The organism is Novosphingobium guangzhouense (genome assembly GCF_002896965.1).
In the GTDB taxonomy this organism is placed as follows: domain Bacteria; phylum Pseudomonadota; class Alphaproteobacteria; order Sphingomonadales; family Sphingomonadaceae; genus Novosphingobium; species Novosphingobium guangzhouense.
The window spans coordinates 59,491-76,745 of the sequence record NZ_LYMM01000084.1 but is presented as its reverse complement, the minus strand read 5'-3'; the positions used below and the strand labels follow the sequence as shown (position 1 = coordinate 76,745).

The window sequence follows — 17,255 nt, the reverse complement described above, 5'->3', positions numbered from 1 at the left end:
AGCGCCGATGCTGCCTTGCCCACGGTGCTCAGAACTCCGCCCGGACCGAGAAAGCGATGTTGCGCGGAGTGCCCAACTGGTTGATCGTCGCCCAGTAATCCTCGTCGGTCACATTCGAGACGTAGAGGTTGAAGGTCAGCGGCCGGCCGAGTGCTTCTGTCCTGTAGCGCATGCCCAGATCGACCAGTGTGTATGCATCGATCTTGTAGAGGTTGGCGGAATCGTAATATTTCGATCCCGTGTAATAGACGCCCCCGGACAGCGTCAGCCCCTCGATACCCGGGATCGTGTAATCGACGAAAGCCTTGGCCAGCAGCGGCGCCGATCCGGTCGGCTCCTTGCCCTTCAGTGCCGCACTGGAGGCCTTCTGGATGCTGAGATCCATCAGCGTACCGCCCATCGTCACGCTCAGGTTGTCCGTGACCTTGCCGGCAAGCGTAAGCTCGATGCCCTGGTGCACCTGCCTGCCATCCTGGCTGATCGTGATCATGTTGTCGCTGCCCGTCTCCTGGTACGAATTGGCCTTTTCGATGCGGAACAGCGCCGATGTCAGCATCAGCCCTTCCGAAAGGGCATATTTTGCGCCCACTTCGTACTGGCGACTGATCATCGGATCGAAGACCATGCCGGGATTGGTGTAGAGGGTTTCGTCGTTGCCCACGATCGTCCCTGCTTCAAGCGCTTCCATGTAGCTGGCGTAAGTGGTCAGGCCCTCAACAGGCTTGAAGATCAGCGATACCGTAGGCGTCAGTGCGGACTCGTTGTATCCCGATGTCTGTACGCTGGCGGTGCTGAAGGCCCTGGTCTTGATCGTGCTGTAGTTGAAGCCGACCAGCGCGCTGAACGTATCGGTGAACGTTATGTCATCGCCGATGACGACATTGGTGTTGGTCGCCACCATGGACTTGTAGAGCGGGCCCGGATCACCCGGAAATACCGGCGTTTCAAGGTTGAGCAGTTCTTCCAGCGTCACATTGGCCGCGGGCGAGTAGATCGTGCCGTCGCTCTTGTAACCCTGCACGTTGCCAACGGTGCGGCGCAGTTCCTTGTAGGTATCCCACGAACCGCCAACCGTCAGTTTGTGACGGATGCCAAACGTATCGAACGCAGCATCCAGATAGGTATAGGCGCCATCGGATACGGTCTTGTACGGGAACGTCTTAGTGATGTTGTACGTAGACCAGCCGCTGGCCGTCCTGATCGGGTATATGATGACGTATTCGCGTTCGTCGGTCTTGTGCATGTACGCCGAACGCAGGGTGAGCCCATCGTTTATGGTGTACTTCAGATTGCCGCCGATGCGATCGGACTTGGTCTGGTTGTAGGTCCAGTCCGGGGTATAGGTCTTTTCGACATCGTAGGCATCGGGCCAGTAATCGAGGCCGGACGTGTAGAACCGGGTGTCCACGCGATCCAGATGCCAGTACGTGTGCGCGCCTTCGACCTGCAGCAGCAGGTTGTCCGCCACGTTCCAGTCAAGCGCGCCGCTGACCATCCACTTCTTGAGGTGCTGGTCGTCCTTCGCGGTACCGCCGTTGGCATAGGAAGCGTTAACGCGATAGGCCAGCGTGTTGTCGCTGGTGATCTTGCCACCCACGTCGACATGACCGAAATACTGGCTGCCGCCGTAATTGCCTGCGGTCGCCGTCAGCAACGGTTCGTAAGTGGGGCGCTTCAGCACGTAATTCGCCACGCCGCCGACGTTGCCCGATCCGTAGAGGAAGCCGGACAGGCCGTTCATGACCTCGACTTTCTCGATTTCCTCGGTGCTGAGGCCATACGTGTAGGACGAGAGCCTGACGCCGTCGACGATGCCTGCCGTCTGCATGAACCCGCGAATGGTGACAGCCGGGTAGCCGAACACGCTGGTCGGGGTGCTTTCCTGCACCACAGGGTTCATCTTGTAGAGTTGATCAAGATCGCGCGCGATGGTGTTGCGGATCTGCTCGTTCCCCATGACGCTGATCGCATAGGGCGTATCGTTCAGCGTTCGCGAACCCCAGGGGCCTATACCGGCGACCTTGTCGATCGTGGTCGATTGGCCGTTGACGATAATCGTCGAGCCGTCACGCCCCGTCTGATCTTCCGTGTCCGATCCTGTATCATCGCCATCGGCATAGGCTACGGTCTGGATGCGCATGGGGTCGAGTTCCAGGCGCCCCACGGTGGCCGGCACCACAGTCACCGTGCGCGCATCCGGGGTGCGCGCCACAAGGCCGGTCCCTGCAAGCAGGCGCGAAAGGGCTTCCTTGGGAACGAAGGTGCCGCGCAGGCCCGAGGTCGTCCGGCCTTCGGTCAGCCTGCCTTCATAGGAAATCTGCACGCCGCTCTGGTCGGCAAAGCGGCTGAGTGCCTGCGCCAGCGACCCGGCCAGAATGTCATAATGGCGCATGGTTTCGGCTTGCTGGGCATAGGCCGGAACGCACAGACCTGCTGAGGTCAGCATTGTCGTGCCGGCCCAGGCAGCTGCCAGCAGCGGACGCACGGAAAATCGCTTCATTTTTCGGAAAACCCCACATAACCCCGAGCGCCCGTAAATGCTGTTGCGAGGCACTCTCATAAGGTAGGACGGAGCGCTGCCGGGTTTGGAGCCTACCGGTGCGAAAAAAATCGAAGCGGGCCGAATCCCAAGCGGCCCGTTCGAGATGGCCGTACTGACGCCGCGCGGCAGATCAGCGGCTGATGACGACGAACCGGTTCGAAATGCGAAAGGACCGCAGGCCCAAGGTCTTTTCAAGCGCCGCCAGTGCGTCCAGCGGGTGATCGAGATCATACACTCCGTTCACCCGCAGGTTCGCGGCGTCTCCGGTCACGGTCCAGTAGCCCCGTCGCTGCTGGCCGATGATGCCGACGACTTCGCCGAGCGGACGATCGAACACGATCAGCTTGCCACGTGTCCATGCGGCCGCGGTCTGAACATCGGACCGGACCGGAGGTGCTATCCCTGCAGCGGTGAAGCGCGTGCTTTCACCTTCGTGGACGACCGCTTTTTCCCCACTCGCGGTGAGAATGGCGACGCAATGTTCGAGCACGGCGACTTGTGGGCCGCCCGCATCCTCGCGCACCGTGAATACGGTGCCAAGGGCAGTGACGCGCCCCTGAGCCGTCTTGACGCGAAAGGGGTGGTGCGGATCAGGTGCGACCTGAAACTGCGCCGCGCCCGCCAGCAGGCTTGCGGTCCGCTCACCATGCGCCTGATCGAACGCGATCGCCGAACTTGCCGCCAGCGTCACGGTGGAACCATCCGGCAAGGTGACGTTGCGCCGCTCTCCCACGCCGGTCGCGTAATCGGCACGCAGACGGGTGGGCCAATCCTCGGCTGCACCGACCATCGCCAGAACGCAGGCTGCTGCGATGGCTGGAATGGCGATGCGGTGCCCCGTCATCACGCGCGCAAAGCGCCAGGCGGGCGTGCGCCGAGCTGGCCGGTGGAATATGCGGCCGCCGGGCTCCTCTTCGGGAAGCGACGCCAGACGGCGATACCGCTGCCAGACCGCGTGCTGTCGATCGAACTCGGCGCGATGTCCCGGCACTGCCAGCCATGCCGCGAAGGCAGCCTGCCCGGCTTCGTCCAGTGCAGAGCCGTCCTGCCGGACTACCCAGTCTGCAGCCTGCTCCTCCGGCGTCTCGAGCGGAGCGTCCGCGTCGTCTTCAATCGACATCGCTCACCTCATGCCTGCGCGGGGCGAGGCGCCCCTGGTCTGTAGTCTCGTAAGGATTGTCGGATGGCATGCCGATATGGAGCCCTGGTATCTGCATTTTAATCGTCCTGACCCTGCTCGCTCAAGGCGCGGGCGCACAGCATGAGGGCATGGCGCAATTGCTTCTCCACCTGCTTGACATGAATGCCGAGCCGATCCGCAATTTCCGCCTTTTCGAGAAGTTCCACATGGCGCATGGCGAAAACCTCGCGGCAGCGCGGCGGCAGCGTGGCCATAGCGTCGTGCAGGCGATCCAGTTCGCTGCGACCCGCGGCATGAGCCTCGGGCGAAGGCGCGTCGTCGGCCACATCGTCCGTCCGGTCCGCGTCCACCAGCCAGCGGGACCAGCGCTGCTGCTGGCGCATCGCCTCCGCGCTGAGATTGCGGGCGATTCCGTGAACGAACGCCTGCACGTTCACGACCCGGCCGGCCTCTATCGCGGGAATGGCCCGCAAAAAGGCTTCCTGCACGATGTCGGCAGGCTCTACCGGCGGACGAACGCGCCGTCGCACGCTCGCCAGCAGGGCGCTGCGATGCCGGGCAAGCAGGGAGAGCGCCGTTCCCGTCACCGCGCAGCCATCTGCCTTCCGGGCTGGGTGATGAGGAACTGGAGCGACATGGAGACAATCAGTTCATCCGGCAGTTCGCCCGGAATCTCTGGAAAGGGCGCCGCTCTGCGAACTTGCATCAGCGCGGCGCGGTCAAGGATGCGCTTGCCGGTCGATTTTTCCATCGATGCTTCAAGCAGTCTTCCATCGCGATCGATGCGAAACATCACGGCACCTTGGCCCTGATAGTGCTGCAAACGGGCAGCTTCAGGATAGTGACGCTGCGCCGCCAGGCTCTCGAACAGCACCTGCCGATAGTCGGTGGCGATTTCGTCTTGCGAGCGGTGTGGCACCTGCGTCGCCGTTTGCGCTATTGTCACGTCCGGCACATCCGGGTCTGGAAGCAGGGCAGTTGCTTGCTGCAGCCCCGCTGCGGAGGGCGCCGTCGCGGGTATTGGCGGTGACGCTTTGCTCTTCGTCGCGATGGGCTGTTCCGCTGCTCGTGCGGGTTTTGCTCTGCGTTCGACAGGGGTGCTGGAAGTCGGAGGCAGCAGGACCAGATGCATGGCATCTCTGGGCGCTCCCGCCGGATGCGGCCTTCCCCCGCACCAGACGAACAAAGCGATGACCAGCAGATGGACCACGCCGGTAATCGCCAGGGCCGGCAACCGCAACGCGCCGCGGCCGGATGAGCGCTCCTCCGACAATCTCAGCGATTTGGCGAATCCAACCATGCCGGGCTCTTAACCACTATTGCAAGTCAATCGCAATAGTGGTTAAGAGCCCGGCATGTTCGGCCTGTCTTCGGCCTTTCCGTATCCGGTCGATCAAACGCAAGTCGCCAGAAACGATCGACGACCGAACACCATTGGCTTCGTGCCCGCGATGACTATTCCTCAAGGGCGTTTCTCATGGCCGCCCAAAGGGTTCCCATGCGATAAACAGACCATGAAACACGCGTGCGCAATTGGTATCCTGAGCCTTTTATTCGCAACCCCGGCACAGGCGGCACTGTCCGTCGGCGCTCAGGCCCCGACTTTCACGGTCGAGGCTGTGCAGGATGGGGCGGCCAGGCAGGTCGAACTCGCAACCTTGCTCAAGGACGGTCCGGTCGTGCTCTACTTTTTCCCGTCGGCTTTCACGGAAGCCGCAGAAACGGAAGAGTTTGCGGCGAAGGCCGATCAATTCCGCGCCGCGGGTGCAACCATCGTCGGCATGTCGCGCGATTCCGTCGGATCGCTGAGCGGACTTTCGACCGGCGCGGCGCATGGAAAGTTCGCTCTGGGCAGTGCAGACGAAAGCCTTGTGAACGCTTTCGACGTCAACGACGGCGCGATGTTCAATACCCGCACGACTTACGTAATCGCGCCTTCCGGCAAGATCGTCTTCGTTCACACCGAAGACGAAGTTCGCGATCACGTGAAGGGCGCGCTTGCGTTCGTGCAGGGCATGAAGAAGTAGGCGACAACGCCTACTTCACAAGAATGCGCACCTCCTTGAAGTTGCGCAGCAGCGTCTTGTCGAACGGATCGATCTGGCCGTTGCGCTGGCCGTTCACGGTAAGCCGGACAAGGTAGGAGCCGGCAGCCGGGAAGCTCAGCGTGCGCTCGACGTCCAGCTTCTGTTGCGGCGAAGGCAGCTTCGTCGGCGCCTCGTCCGCCCCGGCTATCGTCCAGAAATACTGGACGATCTTACCCGTGGCGGGGGGCATTTCCAGCGCGCCGGCCAGCCTGACGGGCTGACCCGCGGCCACCGTCGCGCGGTTTGCCCCGTCCACCGCCAGCGTCATCACCGGCTGGAGGCCACCACGATCGGCGGCGCGCGGCGCGGGCACCACCTGCCCCTTGCGGATTGTGTACTGCGTCGAAGGCGGCGGCGTCACGCCGCGCTCCGCCCAGGCCATCAGGTCCTGGATCGACTGCTGGAAAATGCCCGGCTCGCCGCCGCCCGTGCTGTGGTTGCCGTTGTCGTGCAGATAGAAACGCATCGTGCTCCTGGCCTTGGCCGCGCCGAGGGTATGCTGGATCTGCTCGGCATAGCTGGCATTGAAGATCGGCCATGAAAGGTTGTCGCTCATGCCCTCCATGATCATGGTCCTGGTCTTGACGTCGCCGGTCTCTACCCGCCCACCCATGGTGCGATAGTTCGCGCCCCACAGAACGCTGATGTCCGCGCGCTGCGGGTATTTGGGCGAACCGTCGGCATTACGGTACTGGTCGTAACTGCGCGCGCCCGCAATGTTGCTGTAACGCGGATAGTAGTACATCGCGAGGATGAAGCGGTTGTTGATCCGCACTTTCCCACCGACCTTCAGGCCGTCTAGCAGGAGCTTGCTGTTGACCAGCGGCGATGTCTTGCCGAACACATTGGTCGTTGTCCCGGTCAGTGCAAGCGTACCGGCTACGGGATCGTACTTGCCCTGAAGGCTGTAGCGACGGCGGTTATCGCTCGGCTCGCCTACCACGGGTTCGGGATCGATCAGTCGCGTCTTGCCGTCTGCACCGTAGACGAAGAATTCAAGGTAATTGTCGCCCATGACGCCAAGCTTGGGAAGCGTCGCCGCATCGAAGCGGATCGTGGCCGGTGCGCCGTCCGCGCCGCGATCGATCCCGGTGATCGTCGCCCAGTCATCGATCAGCGCCGCCTTGAGGTAGGCGGGCGGATTGGCGCCCGCATATCCCGGCTTCGACCAGAAATCGTCCTCGTAAGTCGGGTCCGCGATGCGGATGTCGATCGGATCGACCAACGGCACCAGGCTCTTGAAATGGTTGCCGATGGCGGGCAGCGGGTAGCCGGCGGCGATGAACTCGTCGAGGACGGCTTTCTCTTCATCGTTCAGTCCGGCGTAGATGTCGCCGGTGCCGCCGGGCGCCGCTGCGGCGGCGATCGCATCGCGCTTCGCCTGCGGGATCGCCATGGTGTAATGCGCCTGCCACTGAAACGAATGGAAGGTCGCCACGCCTTTCGGGCCCAGGCATTGCGGCTGGACTCCGTCCCAGACCCCGGTGGTATTCTCGGCAGCCGCCATGCTGACGATGCCGCCGCCACTGCAACCCCAGAAGTAGCTGTAGATCTTCGCCGAGTTGCCATAAAGTTTGTTGGCATAAGCCTTGGCGACCTTGGTGGCTGCGGCCTCGTGACGATGGCTGGCCACCGAATTGGCAGTGCTTGCGCTCATCCAGTTCACCGAGAACGCGCCGTTGGTGAAGGCCATGCGGTTGTCAACGACGCCCCCGCCCGAAGGATGCTGCTGCTGGAAGGAACGGTGCTTCCAGAATTCCTTCGCGGGAAAGCGGAACACGTAATCCTGCCGGAACAGCGTCGGGCTCTGGCGCACGTAGGGCGGCAGCGTCGCGGTGGTCCGGGTCGCCGGGAAATGGCCTGTGACCTGTGTATAGGGGATCGTCGGTCCGCCGGGCACCTCGAACGTCAGTTGCTCGGTCTTGTCGACAACGAATGTCCCTTCGTTGTAGTCCGGGTCGGTACAAGTGCCGTCGATCAGCAATTGCGGGTCGACGCCGACATCCCTGTCGATCTGCCGAACCGGAGCGAACCGGCATTCCGCTGCGGCCGCGCCTGAAGTTGCAAGGCAGGTCGATCCCGCCAGCGCGGCCAGACCGAAGGCTCCGGCGCTGATGAACGTGTTTTTCATGATCGTCTCCCGGGCGGCTCGATGCCCACCCTGCTACAAGGTCAAAATTGCTTGCTCACCCCGAGGATGAACATGCGCCCGAAGGTGAAGCCATTGGCGAAGCCCAGTTCGCTGGGCAGGTTTCGGCGCAGCAGCGGTGGATCCTGATCGAAGACATTGTTCACGTTGAGCGTGAAGCTCAGGTTCTTCATCAGCGCGCTTTGGCCGGGCACATCGTACTTGAAGAAGAGATTGACCGTATCGAACGCTCCGACGCGGTCCTGAACCGGCACGGAACTGGTCGGCGCGATGGCATAGCCACCCGTGTGGTTCCATGTCGCCTGCGCACGCAGACCCCCGATGGTGGCCCCCAGGGCCGCCTGCAGATACAGTTTGGGGCTTTCAAGCGCGAGTTCGTCGACGACCGGGGAAGTCGGGCTCGCCTGCGCCTTGCGCGAAAGCGGGCGGTTGCCGTTGACCGATGCATCGATGCTGCCGAAGCTGGTATCGTATGCGTAATTGACGTCGAAATCGATGCCCTTGACGTGCAGGATCCCGAAGTTCGCGACACGGAAGTCGACAAGCGAATAGACCAGCGTACCGCTGTCGATCAGCGGCTGGACGACAGCCTGTCCGTTCGGCGCACCGGCCGCGAAAGCCAGGAGTTCGGCGGCGGAGAACCCGGTGCTTCGGGTCAGTATCTGGCTGGGATAGTTGGCAAGGATATCCGCATTGACGAGCGGCGTCTGCAGGATGTCCTGGAACTTCACGTCATAGTAGTTGACGCTGGCCCGAAAGCCCCGAAACGGCGTGAGGTCGGCGCCGACGGACCAGGTATCCGCAGTCTGCGGCTTGAGGTTCGCGGTCGATCCCTGGATGGAAACGGTATAGGCGCCGCCCGGTGGCGGATCGGCTGGGTTGGGGAAGGGAACGAAGGCGTAGGAACTGATCGTGTTGCGCTGCGACCCCAGCTGGTCGAGCGGAGTCGGTGCGGTGAACGAAGTGCCCCAGTTGCCGCGAAGGGACAGCCATTGCGCCGGCTTGAACGTCCCGCCGAACTTGGTGTTGAACGTTCCGCCGAAGTCGCTGTACTTGTCATAGCGACCCGATGCCGACAGGGTAAGCATGCTTGCGCCCTCACCGTCGGACAGTACCGGCGCCCGCACCTCACCGAAGAACGAATGTATGTTGCGCGAATAGCGGGCGAACGGATAGTTCGACAGCGTGCCGATGCGGATGTCGCTCAGATAGCGCTGCTGCAGTTGATCGTTCATGTATTCGTAGCCGATCGCCAGCCGCAGGTCGCCGCCGGGCAGTTCTGCAAGGCGCCCCTCCAGGATGCCCCGGATATCGACCAGGTTGTCGCGCGCCTGTCCCCCGATCTGGCTGTCGATCAGGTCTGCGATCAACGCCGGGTCGTTATTCGTGACGTCGAACGGGTTGAAGGCCGTGGCAAGGCTTGTGCCCGCGCCGGCAGCGTTGAGCCGCGCACTGCTGATGCCGGTCAGCGCGAAAGAACTGTCGCTTTCGCTCCAGTTGAACAGAAGGCGTGCCTGCCAGTTGTCGTCGAGATCACGAACCAGTTCGGCATTGAAGCCCCACTCTTCCAGACGGGTACGCTCCCGCTGCGCGTCAGGGCCGAGGAGCGGTCGCAGATTGAAGCTGACCGAGGCCAGATTGACTGCGGGGAATGTCCCGAGCCCCGGAATTTCAACGGTCGTCGGGCCGAGCGCCAACCCCGGCGGCAGACTGGCTGCGGCGTAAGGGTTGGCCGGGCTGACAGCAACTACACCGGTCAGATCGCCCGTTTTCAGTGTCGATCGGCGTGCGTAGAACGCCTTCACGGTCACCTCGGTCCGGTCGTCCAGTTGCTGGAACAGGCTGGCCAGCACGCCATGGCGCTCTGCCGACGGGATGTAGACGTCGTCCTGCGAATTATCGCAAAGGTTGCGTGTGCCGGCGACATAGTCGGGAGCCGCGTAGTTGACCGAGGCGACCGTCGCACCGAAGGCGGGGATCACGGTGTTCAATGACAGGTTCGGCGATGCGCATGTCAGGTCGCGGGGCCCATAGGGCTGCGCGGTGTAGTCCAGATCGTGGATGAAGCTGCGCTCCCGGCCATAGAGCTTGTCGCTTTTGGAGTAGCTGTAGGAGACATAGAACGACCCGCTGCCCCAGTCCTTTCCGGCCGTGGCGCTGGCGTCCCATTGCCAGTAATCGTCGGCGAAGCCGTAATGTCCGTCGACCTTCAGCCCGTCGAACCGCCGCCGGGTGATGAAGTTGATCGTTCCCGCGACCGCGTCCGCGCCGTAAGTCGCCGATCCGCCTTCGGTGACCACGTCCACGCGCTCGATCGCGCCGATCGGGATGAGGTCCGGATCGATGGAAGCCTGGTTCACACCGACCGAGGCAATGCGATGACCGTCGACGAGGATCAGGGTTGGCGAACTTGCCGCCACGCTGGTCTTCCCGCCCGGCGCCAGGTTGCGGATGTTCGGGCGGGTCACCTGGATCTGGTTCGTCGCGATCGCGAGATCGGCCAGCGGCACGCGATTGAAGAAGTTGGAAACCTGCGGCACCGATGCCAGCAGTTCGTTGGACGATATCGCGGCCGTCTTCTGAATGGTGTCTGGCCCAAGCATCACGGCGTTGGACCCGACAGGCGCCCCGCCACGAAGCAGCGTGCCGGTTACGACGATCTCGTTCTCGACCGTCGGCATATCGTGTTGCCCGGAATCCTGCCCAGCGTCCTTGGCAGCCTCCTGGTCGGCCTCCTGTGCGAATGCCACGCCGGGCATCAAGCCCGCCGCGAGCAGGCCGGCCACTGCCAGCGCGCGCCAGCTTGACCGGGCCGCTGCATGATCCGCGCGCGCACTTTTCCCGTGGTGCCTCATCAGTCTCCCCCCCTGCTTTTTCTACGCTTTTTCGACGCTCTTTCGGCGCGGCGGCGCGCCCATTGCCGGCGACCGCACTTGTTTCCCGAGGCCGATTGTTGAGAGGGCGCCGGCTTCTGTCAAACATTATTTCATGCTGTGAAATAACCTCTGCACTTCCCATCGCCGAGACGGCATCCTATTGGCAGTTGCAATGCGTAGAAGAAGCCCAAGCACGAACCGGCTCGAAGTGCTCAAGGCAATTCGCGCCCATGCTCCTGTGTCTCGCAGCGATTTGCCCCGGCTGACCGGCCTTGCAGCCGGAACGATCTCGCAGACGACCGGGGAACTCGTGGCGCGCGGGTACGTCGTCGAAGCCCGCGAAACCGGCAAACGCTCTGGAAGACCGCGGACTTACCTCACGATCGCCGGTGAAGGCCCGCTGGTGCTGGGTGCGGTCATATCAACCCTCAACACGCTTCTGATCACGTTCGTCGATCTGAACGGCGCCATCTGCAGCGAGAGTGAACTGCCCTTCTCCGGGCCCCGTTCGATTGCGGAACTGGCCGAGCGGGTAGCCGAAACAATCGCCGAGGCGATCGATGCCAGCGGCTTCCCCAAGGGGCGCATCGAGCACGTCGGCATCGGCGTTCCGGCGCTCGTCGACAGCGTGGACGGCGTTGTCCATTTCATGGCGACTTTCGAGGACACCCCATATCCATTTGCCGCCGTCGTGGGCGACAGGATCGGCCTGCCCGTGACGATAGAAAAAGGCACGACCTACAAGGCGCGCGCAGAGCATTGGCACGGTGCGGCACAGGGCCATGATACCTTCACGCTGATCAATGTGGGATTGTCGCTGGACTCAGCGGCATACAGTGATGGCCTGCCGCGCGTCGGCACGCACGGCTTCGGCCCCGAACTTGCGCATGTGCAAACCGGCGACATCGAGAATGGCGAACCGTGCTACTGCGGGTCGCGTGGCTGCGCCACGACCTACGCCTCGATCTACGGCATGGTCTTGCGCGGGTTTGGCGCTCAGGTATCCCGGCTGGATCCGCGTAACGAGGCCGAAGTGGAAGCGCTGTTCATCAAGCTTCTCGACCGGGCATGCGAAGGCGACAGCGATGCGTGCGCCGTTTTCGACACTGCCGGCGCGCATCTTGGCCAGGTGCTGGCGAGCTACATCAAGATTGCAGATCCGGGCATGATCCTTATCGCCGTCCCGGACATGAGATTTGCCACGGTGATCAAGAAAGCATTTTCGGCCGCGCTGAACAGCGGAATCCTGCCAACGATCCTCAAGATGACCGAGATAAAGTTCACCCGGCAGGAAAAGAACTGGCACAGCCTTGGCACCGCTTCCCTTGCCTTGGAGAAATCCTGACAGAAACACCCATCATCATCCGGCCAGACGCAGCGAACAGCCGGCCTCGACGAGAGGCTTTGATATAGCACCTTCACATGCGGAATGCGGCACAACTGTATATCGGCCGTCCGAACGTCAGCAGCCGATAAGCGGATGCGACCAGGTAGGATGGCAATCCACATTGGCGTGCAATATCGTAGGTTTCGGTCAGTTCAAGCGATGGCACCTTCTTCGCTATGTCGGCGGGATGTTTCACACCCCATGAAAAGACCGCGCCGGTCTTCGACACGCTTGGATGGCGGTGTGACTGGCTGACCATCAACGGCGAGGCAAGGTCAAGCGCGATCGTCATCGAGGATTGGCGCGTGCGTGCCTGTGCCGTCATTGCGTCAAGCCAGGCGAACGCTTGTTCCGGCTTGAGATACATCGAGACGCCCTCCGCGATGGTCATCACCGGGCGACCTTCATGCCAGGGCACATCATCGATCCAGTCGGAAACGGCGGTGCCGTCTCCGGCCAGCGACCGCACGTTGACCAATGGCGGAACATGGGCGCGGCGCAGAGACACCACCTCAGCGAAATCGATGTCTACCCAGTCGACGCCCGGCGGCGGTGCTATCCGGTTGGCGCGAGTATCGAGGCCCGAGCCGATCGAAATGACCAGACCTTCCGGATTGGACAGCAGGAAGTGCCGAACGATTGCGTCGAACCACTGCCCCCGCACCACGCAGCCGCGCATGCTCGCCTTGTCGTGCGCAAAGCGGTCTGGATCGAAACCGAGCGCTGCGCCGACTGCTTCAGCGGCGGGATCGGCAAATCGCAGGTCCGGATTGCGCCGACTGGCCAGCAATCGCGCAGCCAGCGTTATCAGCAATGTCTCCGGCACGCCGGTCAGACCTGTTGTTGCACCATGTTCTGCCATCTCAGTGTGCCCTCGTCGCGAGATTTGATGAGTGCCCTTCGATCCGCCAACTTTCCGAACGAGCGCGGGCATTCCACAAGTTGCTGTAACGCCCGCCCGCTGCCATCAGCGCATCGTGCGAGCCACTTTCGGCAATGCGACCTTCGCCGACGACGAGGATCTGGTCTGCAGCACGGATAGTACCGAGCTTATGCGCGACGACGATCAACGTCTTGGCCGCAACGAGGCTGGTAAGGGCCTGCTGCACCGCGCGCTCGTTGGTCGGGTCGATCGCGGCGGTCGCCTCGTCGAGCAGGACGATGGGTGCGCCCTTGAGGATAGCGCGGGCGATCGAGATGCGCTGGCGCTCTCCGCCTGAGAGATTACCGCCGCCTTCGTCTATACGGGTCTGGTAGCCTTGCGGCAGTAGCATGATGAAATCATGGGCACATGCCGCCTTTGCCGCATCCTCGACCTCGGCCTGGGTGGCGCCGGGGCGGGCGAAGGCGATGTTGTCGAAGACCGTTCCGGTGAACAGGAAGACGTCCTGAAATACCACGGTTATCAGGCTGTTGAGGCGTTCCTCGCTCATCTCCCGGATGTCGACGCCGCCGATGGTGATGCGCCCTTCATCGACATCCCAGAACCGCGCCAGGAGGTTGAGAACAGTGCTTTTTCCCGACCCCGATGGACCGACCACGGCGGTCATCGTCCGCTCTGGAACCGCGAAACTCATGTCGGTCAGCACCGGCTTTCCCGCAACATAGGAAAATCCTGCGTTTTCAAAGCGAACTGCGAAGCCTTGAGGCTCTTTCGGGCTTACCGGAAGCGGCGGGCTTTGCGCGGTCATGATCCGGTCGATCCGGGTTAGCGAGGCATCCGCCATGCGCGTCAGCTCCATCACGGAGATCAGCGCAAGTAATGGAGAATACAGCGAAAAGACCAGAACCAGTGCCGTCACCAACGTGCCCGTGTCGATCGCGCCGTCCAGATTCCTGGCTCCCGCAGCCAGCATCACGAGCGGCACACCGAGGGACACAACGGCACCGAACAGTACCAGAGGCAGCGTCAACTGCATCACCATGCGCACCGAGATGTCGCGAAAATCGGCAAGCGCGGCGCGGAAACTTTCCTCGCCCTTCGCCAGCCGGTTGAAGGCGCGGATCACGGCCATGCCCTGCACGTATTCGATCATCCGTGCGCCCGCTTCGGCCTGCGTGTCCTGTCGCCGGATGCCCAGCAGCGCGAGCCTGCGGCTGGTCCATGCGAAAAGCGGCAAGCCCAGCGCGATCGAGACAAGCGCCGCCAGCGCCACCGGCCAGTCGCGCCACGCAAGGTAGCCAAGCACGATCACCGGCAGCCCGAACGCTTGCGCGATGCGCGGCAGGGCGTCCGACAGGAAGCTCTCCAGCATCTGCATGTCGCTGGTCAGCACCGTCACCGTATCGCCCTTGTGCCGCGCGAGGTGGAACCCCATCGGCAGGCGGCGCAAGTGATCGAGGATCGCCAGCCGCAGGTCGCTGGCCAGTTCGAAGCTGGCGAGCCAGGCGTTCATCGCCGAGAGGTAGCTGAACACCGTCTGCCCGATCAGCGATACCGCGACGATCGCGCAGACCTGCCCGATCCGCGCCCAGTCGAGCACCTGCCCGGCGGCAAGGTCGATGACCACCCAGATCATTGCCCCGAAGGCAAGACCGAGCGAGAGCGACTGGAAGAACCGGTAGAGGATGCCACGCAGCACTTTGCCGCGCAGTCCCTTGCCCCTCTGGAGCCCGGCCAGCGCCCAGACGCGGCGCAGGCTGTCGACGTCGGAGCGCACGTCCTGCGACGGGGCGATGGTGGTCTGGCCCGTCATACGGCCTCCTGTGTGATGGTTGCGGCGTTTGCGGGCCGCAAGGGCGTGTTGCGGGCGTGGAGGTAATCTTCCCAGAGCCGCGCATAGAGGCCGTTCTGCTCCAGCAATTGCCGGTGGCGGCCGCGCTCGGCCACATGGCCCCGGTCGATGCACAGGATCTGGTCGGCCGCCATGATCGTATGCAGGCGATGGGCGACGACGATCAGCGTGCGCCCTTTCGTCAGCGCAGCGATGGCGTCCTGGATCGCGGCCTCGTTGTCGGGATCGGCGAAGGCGGTCGCCTCGTCGAGCACGATCACCGGCGCATCCTTCAGGATGGCGCGGGCGATGGCGATGCGCTGCCGCTCGCCGCCGGACAGGGTGCGGCCCTGCTCGCCCAGCGGCGTGTCGTAGCCGTGGTCCAGCGCCATGATGAAATCATGCGCACGCGCCGCCTCGGCCGCTGCGCGCACCTGATCGTCACTGGCATCGGGGTTGCCGAAGCGGATGTTGGCGGCGATCGTGTCGGAGAACAGGAAGGTATCCTGAAACACGAAGGCGACCGTCTCCATCAACTGGTCGATGGCCATGTCGCGCACGTCCACCCCGCCGATCGACACATTGCCCTCGCGCACATCCCGGAACCGCGCGACGAGCGCGGCGATCGTGCTCTTGCCCGAGCCCGAAGGCCCGACCAGCGCCGTCACCTCGCCGGTGCGGGCGAGAAAGCCGACGCCGTGGAGCACGTCGTTTTGGCCGTAGCCGAAGCGCACTTTCTCGAACGCGACATCGTGATTGCGCAGGATCACCCGCCTGCCGCTGTCAGCCTGCGGTTCCTGCGCCAGCAGGTCGGTGACGGCGCTGGAGCCCATCGCGATATGCGCAAGACCATGAAACTGGTTGAACAGCTTGAGCAGCGGCTGGCTGTAATTGGCGCCCAGGATCACGAACAGCAGCAGCGTCGGAAGGTCGAGCGTCCCGGCCTTCACCAGCATCAGCCCGACCGGCAGGATCACCACGATATTGGCGATCACCAGCATGTAGAACGCCCCGCCCAGCGGCAGGTAGGCGCGCGCCCAGCGCGTCTCGATATCGGCATAGGCACGTGCCGCCGCGCTCGTCTCGGCAAAGCTGTCTCTGGTGCGGTTGAACACCTTCACCACCGGCATCCCCGCCAGATATTCGACGATCGCCGCGTTCATCCGCGCATTGGCGCGCTGATAAGCCGTGGCATAAGTGCCGCCGCGCTTCATGCCGATGCCCAGCAGCACGAAGGACACCGGCGTCAGCACGATCGCGGCCAGCGCCATGCGCCAGTCCACCGCGAACAGCCAGATCGACACCGCCAGCCATGTCGCCACCGAACTGACGCCTTCGGGCAGGCCATGGGCGACGATGGCTTCCAGCTTCTCGGGCTCGTCGACCACCTGCTTCTTGGCATCGCCGCTGGGCCGCTCGGCGAAGTAGCCCAGCGGCAGGCGCGCCATGTGCCGCGCGGCAGCGAGGCGCACGCGATGGATGACATCGAAGGCCACAAGGTGCGACTGGCCCAGCGCCAGCCCCATCGCCGCAAAGCCGACGATCACGCCCAGCGCCGCGATCGCGGCGTGCGTCGTCACCAGCGGCCAGTCGAGCGTACCCGCCACTGCCGCCGCGACCAGCCGGTAGACCGCCCAGACCGGCACGAGTTCGGCGAAGACACCCAGCGTCGCCAGCCCGATCGCGAAAGCCAGCCGTGCGGAAGAGTCCCCCAGATGCCCGCGCATGAGCCGCAAAGGGGCAAGGTAATCCGGCCCCTGCGCGGCTTCAGGAGTGAGGCTTTCGGTGGTTTCGGCCAATGACGCTTCAGCTAAGGACACGGGGGGTATCTCCCTTGCGACAGGACGGAGCGGGTCATCACGGCTGCGGCGCACTTGCCAGCCAGCGCCCGGCCAGTTCCGCAGCCTCGACTTCGTCAGCGACGATCGCATAAGCGTAAGGCTGCGGATTGGCCCTTGCCGCAGCCGCCGCGCGCTCGCGGTAGGCGGCACGCAGCCCGGCATCGGGCTCGATCCGCACAGCCCCCCGGCACAAACGGCGCTGCACGTCCATGCTGGCCATGGCCCAAGCGCCATAGGCCTGCATGAACGCGGGCGAATGACGCGGCAGTTCCGCCCCGGCCATGAACAGCACGAACGGCTCGTCCAGCGCGTAGACCGCCTGCAACTGTTCGACATGCGCCTGAGCTTCGGCATCGGGCACCTGTTCGGGCATCGTCAGGCGCACGATCGGCCAGCTCCGGGTATCGACGAACAGGGTCATGAAGGCACTCCGCGAAGGATGGAAAAGTTTGCGGATGCTAATCATTTGCAGCAGCCCCTCTCTACCCGAGATGGTGCGGATGTTGCCCGGATCGGTG

At 63.3% G+C, this 17,255-nt stretch carries 12 protein-coding genes; 2 read left to right on the top strand and 10 right to left on the bottom strand.

Annotated features, from left to right (window positions below; genetic code table 11):
- Positions 1 to 28 precede the first annotated feature (28 nt).
- The 4 genes from A8V01_RS24855 to A8V01_RS24840 form a co-directional block, all read right to left on the bottom strand.
- Positions 29 to 2,500, bottom strand: a complete 2,472-nt coding sequence (locus tag A8V01_RS24855) for a TonB-dependent siderophore receptor (RefSeq protein ID WP_170066060.1) — start codon at positions 2,498 to 2,500, stop codon at positions 29 to 31.
- Between the two features lie 172 nt (positions 2,501 to 2,672).
- Positions 2,673 to 3,662, bottom strand: a complete 990-nt coding sequence (locus A8V01_RS24850) for a FecR family protein (protein WP_103098942.1) — start codon at positions 3,660 to 3,662, stop codon at positions 2,673 to 2,675.
- 98 nt (positions 3,663 to 3,760) lie between these two features.
- Positions 3,761 to 4,270: an RNA polymerase sigma factor gene (locus A8V01_RS24845; RefSeq protein ID WP_103098941.1), complete on the bottom strand. Its 510-nt coding sequence runs from the start codon at positions 4,268 to 4,270 to the stop codon at positions 3,761 to 3,763.
- A complete protein-coding gene (locus A8V01_RS24840; RefSeq protein ID WP_103098940.1) occupies positions 4,267 to 4,983 on the bottom strand; it encodes an energy transducer TonB in 717 nt (238 codons plus the stop codon). The genes A8V01_RS24845 and A8V01_RS24840 overlap by 4 nt, the downstream gene beginning before the upstream one ends.
- A gap of 214 nt (positions 4,984 to 5,197) precedes the next feature.
- On the opposite strand from A8V01_RS24840, the gene A8V01_RS24835 reads away from it, so the two are divergent.
- On the top strand, positions 5,198 to 5,710 hold the full coding sequence (locus A8V01_RS24835) for a redoxin domain-containing protein (RefSeq protein WP_103098939.1): 513 nt from the start codon (positions 5,198 to 5,200) through the stop codon (positions 5,708 to 5,710).
- Between the two features lie 10 nt (positions 5,711 to 5,720).
- Here the strand turns inward: A8V01_RS24835 and A8V01_RS24830 are convergent, their stop codons facing one another.
- Both A8V01_RS24830 and A8V01_RS24825 read right to left on the bottom strand, forming a co-directional pair.
- Entirely contained in the window at positions 5,721 to 7,901 is a 2,181-nt protein-coding gene (locus A8V01_RS24830) for a PKD domain-containing protein (protein WP_103098938.1), read from the bottom strand.
- Positions 7,902 to 7,942: 41 nt separating this feature from the next.
- Positions 7,943 to 10,774: a TonB-dependent receptor domain-containing protein gene (locus A8V01_RS24825; RefSeq protein WP_103098937.1), complete on the bottom strand. Its 2,832-nt coding sequence runs from the start codon at positions 10,772 to 10,774 to the stop codon at positions 7,943 to 7,945.
- A gap of 193 nt (positions 10,775 to 10,967) precedes the next feature.
- Here A8V01_RS24825 and A8V01_RS24820 point away from each other — a divergent pair, with 193 nt between their 5' ends.
- Positions 10,968 to 12,140: an ROK family transcriptional regulator gene (locus A8V01_RS24820; protein WP_103098936.1), complete on the top strand. Its 1,173-nt coding sequence runs from the start codon at positions 10,968 to 10,970 to the stop codon at positions 12,138 to 12,140.
- 73 nt (positions 12,141 to 12,213) lie between these two features.
- On the opposite strand, the gene A8V01_RS24815 is transcribed toward A8V01_RS24820, so the two are convergent.
- The 4 genes from A8V01_RS24815 to A8V01_RS24800 are packed head-to-tail and all read right to left on the bottom strand — an operon-like array spanning position 12,214 to position 17,158.
- Complete coding sequence (locus A8V01_RS24815) at positions 12,214 to 13,044, bottom strand: class I SAM-dependent methyltransferase (RefSeq protein WP_170066059.1); 831 nt, start codon at positions 13,042 to 13,044, stop codon at positions 12,214 to 12,216.
- A 1-nt stretch (position 13,045) separates the two neighbouring features.
- On the bottom strand, positions 13,046 to 14,878 hold the full coding sequence (locus A8V01_RS24810) for an ABC transporter ATP-binding protein (protein ID WP_103098934.1): 1,833 nt from the start codon (positions 14,876 to 14,878) through the stop codon (positions 13,046 to 13,048).
- Positions 14,875 to 16,716, bottom strand: a complete 1,842-nt coding sequence (locus A8V01_RS24805; RefSeq protein ID WP_211295160.1) for an ABC transporter ATP-binding protein — start codon at positions 16,714 to 16,716, stop codon at positions 14,875 to 14,877. Before A8V01_RS24805 ends, A8V01_RS24810 begins: the two co-directional genes overlap by 4 nt.
- Before the next feature lie 37 nt (positions 16,717 to 16,753).
- Positions 16,754 to 17,158, bottom strand: a complete 405-nt coding sequence (locus tag A8V01_RS24800) for a hypothetical protein (protein WP_146037383.1) — start codon at positions 17,156 to 17,158, stop codon at positions 16,754 to 16,756.
- Between the last annotated feature and the right edge of the window lie 97 nt (positions 17,159 to 17,255).